General features: G+C 54.7%; 4 protein-coding genes. All 4 read right to left on the reverse strand.

Going from position 1 to position 2,627, the window contains the following annotated elements; all coding sequences use genetic code 11:
* Window positions 1–631, reverse strand: a 631-nt coding sequence (locus K5905_RS31315) for a hypothetical protein (protein WP_297591626.1), incomplete at its 3' end; no start/stop codon positions are given.
* A gap of 639 nt (window positions 632–1,270) precedes the next feature.
* Window positions 1,271–1,777 (reverse strand): hypothetical protein, encoded by a 507-nt coding sequence (locus K5905_RS31320; RefSeq protein ID WP_297591627.1) that lies wholly within the window; start codon window positions 1,775–1,777, stop codon window positions 1,271–1,273.
* A 21-nt stretch (window positions 1,778–1,798) separates the two neighbouring features.
* Entirely contained in the window at window positions 1,799–2,305 is a 507-nt protein-coding gene (locus K5905_RS31325; RefSeq protein ID WP_297591628.1) for a hypothetical protein, read from the reverse strand.
* A 45-nt stretch (window positions 2,306–2,350) separates the two neighbouring features.
* The coding region (locus tag K5905_RS31330; protein ID WP_297591629.1) for a sulfotransferase at window positions 2,351–2,627 on the reverse strand (277 nt) is incomplete at its 5' end.

A 2,627-nucleotide genomic window follows, 5' to 3' on the forward strand; every position in this document is an offset into this window, starting at 1 on the left:
GCCCGATAGGAACCTCAATCACATTTTCATCAGTTGTCCGTTCGGGATTAATAGGATTCTTAGTGTTTGATTCAATTGCATCATCGCTGGATCGAGTAAGAGCGATCTGCCGTTCCCTAATATGAACACCAGAGGGCTCGTCATCTCTTGACGTATCAACAACCGCAGAGGGAGCTGTGTTGAAACGGCTTAGAAATCGGATGGTTTCTCCGTATGATTTCGCAACACCATCAGCACCAAATTTGCTGAAGCCGTGTTTTCTCATGGCAAGTGCTCGAATAACATTATCCGCAGGAATGACCTCACCAAATTCAGAGCGAAGCTCTTGGAAGAACGTGGGATTATAACCTGCCTCGAATAGCGCTTTGCAGCGTTCATCCTCATCCATGGGGTTAAGTATACGCTCCCCAAGGCTTGTGATTCTTAGGGAATCAGATCGACCTTCAATAAGCCCATAGTGTTTTAGTGCTGCTAAAGCTGAGAGAGAGGCTCCCGTTTTACCTGAGTAGCCCATAAGCTCGTAAGCAGTTTCTGGGTCAATATGGCTGCGTTGCGCGCCTTCATAGATTCCACCAGCGAGCTCTACAGCTTTTTCTAAAGGAATTGAGGGGTAGCTGGGACTTCGGGCCATGAAAAACTCCAACGGCTATCGGTGGCGTATTATTATACGAGTTTATCTGGAAAATCAACGGCCCAAAGCTTCGGCTTGTTTCCAGCTGGTGTGTACTCCCCTGGGGTTAGTGCGCGCACTATAGCTTAATGATAAACTATTGATTTTTTTATATTATTAGAATGAATACGAAATCTAAGGCCTGAATATGCAGAATTATACGAAAAAAAACGGCCACACCGCTTGCGGTGAGGCCGTTTGTCGTCTATATATGCTGTGGTGATCGCGGTTGGGGTGTCCACAACCTTGGCGAAACGCGAGCAACAACAGAACAGAGTACCACTCAGCCCGCAGCGTCCAAACCTGCGGGCCGTTCTGTATGCCTTATTTGAAGGCAGTGGTCAAACATCTGATTGTTAATCACATGTAGTGCGTACGCACCATTCTAACCAGTGACAGGGTAGTGAACGAAATATACAAGCTAATCTGAATTTCACGGTCACTACCAGGAAGGCCTGCTATCCTCTACGCGTCGGCGCATTATTTCTGTCTCTGCTGGAGAGGCCTCCCATGCTGGCGATGTTTTCCTATGAGGCTTCTTCTTGCCGCCTTCCTCCGCCTACTGCTTCATTCCCCCTCTCAAGTTCGCCGCCAGCTGACCTAGCCAAACGGATGATCCCGCACCGCGCTCTCGCACGCCGCCATGTCCGGATGGGGCTGGGCGGCGCGATAGAGCTGGTCCATGCGGGGCGTGCGCAGGAAACAGCCGTTTTTGTCAAAAAGCCCTGAATAGGACTGCCCCGTCTTGATCAGATACTGATCATAATGAATGGTCAGACGATTGATCAGATAGAACTGGTCGCAGAGGGCGGCGAGCTCGAGAATGTCGTCGGGCTGCTCGCTTGTCACGATCCAGCGCAGATAGCGGAAGGTCACGCTGAACAGGGCATCGGGCGGGTCATCATACGGCCCCATGAAAACGCCGTCGGCGATGGCGATCTCACAATCAATGGCGGCGAGCTTGCCGCGATAGGCGGCCTGACGCGTGGCGTCAAAATCTGGATCTAGCGTCCCGCACGCCTCCAGTATGCGCTGCTCATGGGGTTCAAGACGGCTGCAGCCCGTCAGAACGAGAGCCAGAGCCATGCAGACGAGGATCATACGCATCTTTCCAGCCTTTCCTGCCCTCTAGCCAAACGGATGGTCCCGCACGGCGCTCTCGCACGCCGCCATGTCCGGATGGGGTTGGGCGCGCTGATAGAGCTGGTCCATGCGGGGCGGGCGCAAGAAGCACCCCGCCGCGTCATAGCGCCCGGCATAAAGCTGGCCGGTCGCTTCCAGATGATGGGTGAAGATCAGCGACAGATTGGCTTCGAGGGCTTGCTGGTCCAGAAGCCCCGCCAGTTCGGCGATGTCTGCGGGCTGTTCACCTGTGACGATCCAGCGAAGATAGCGATAGCTGACGCTGGTGATGGCGTTGGGCGGGTCGTCATCCGGACCCATGAACACGCCATCGGCGACCGCAATCTCGCAGTCTATCGCGGTGAGGTCTCCGCGTTCTGCCGCCTGGACAGACCGCGTGTAATCGCGCTCCAGCGTGCCGCAGGCGTCCAATATGTGCTGTTCATACGGCTCAAGCGGGGAGCAGGCGACCAGAGCCAGCAGACCAAGCAGAGGTGAGAAAAACTCGCGCATTGGGCGAGTTTATGGGGCGCGCAAAATCCCGGCAAGGAGAAAGCTCTATTGCTGGAAAGCGGCGAATGCATCGCCGATGAAGGGCTCAAACCGTCGCCAGGCCTGCGAGCTCCCTGTGTAGATGGGAGCCCTGACCTGACGGAATGAGGCGGTTGCGACGCTGCGCCTGTTCTCTTCTGGCGTCAGGCACGCCGGCTCCCACGGCAGGTCGAGACTGTCCAGCAGACCGCGGATCAGCTTCTCAGGATTTTCGGTTAGCTGGTCATAATCCAGCTCATGAATTCTGCCGGGGAACAAGGCGCCCATCTGATCCATGAATGTC

This window comes from Roseibium sp., assembly GCF_025698965.1.
Classification (GTDB): domain Bacteria; phylum Pseudomonadota; class Alphaproteobacteria; order Rhizobiales; family Stappiaceae; genus Roseibium.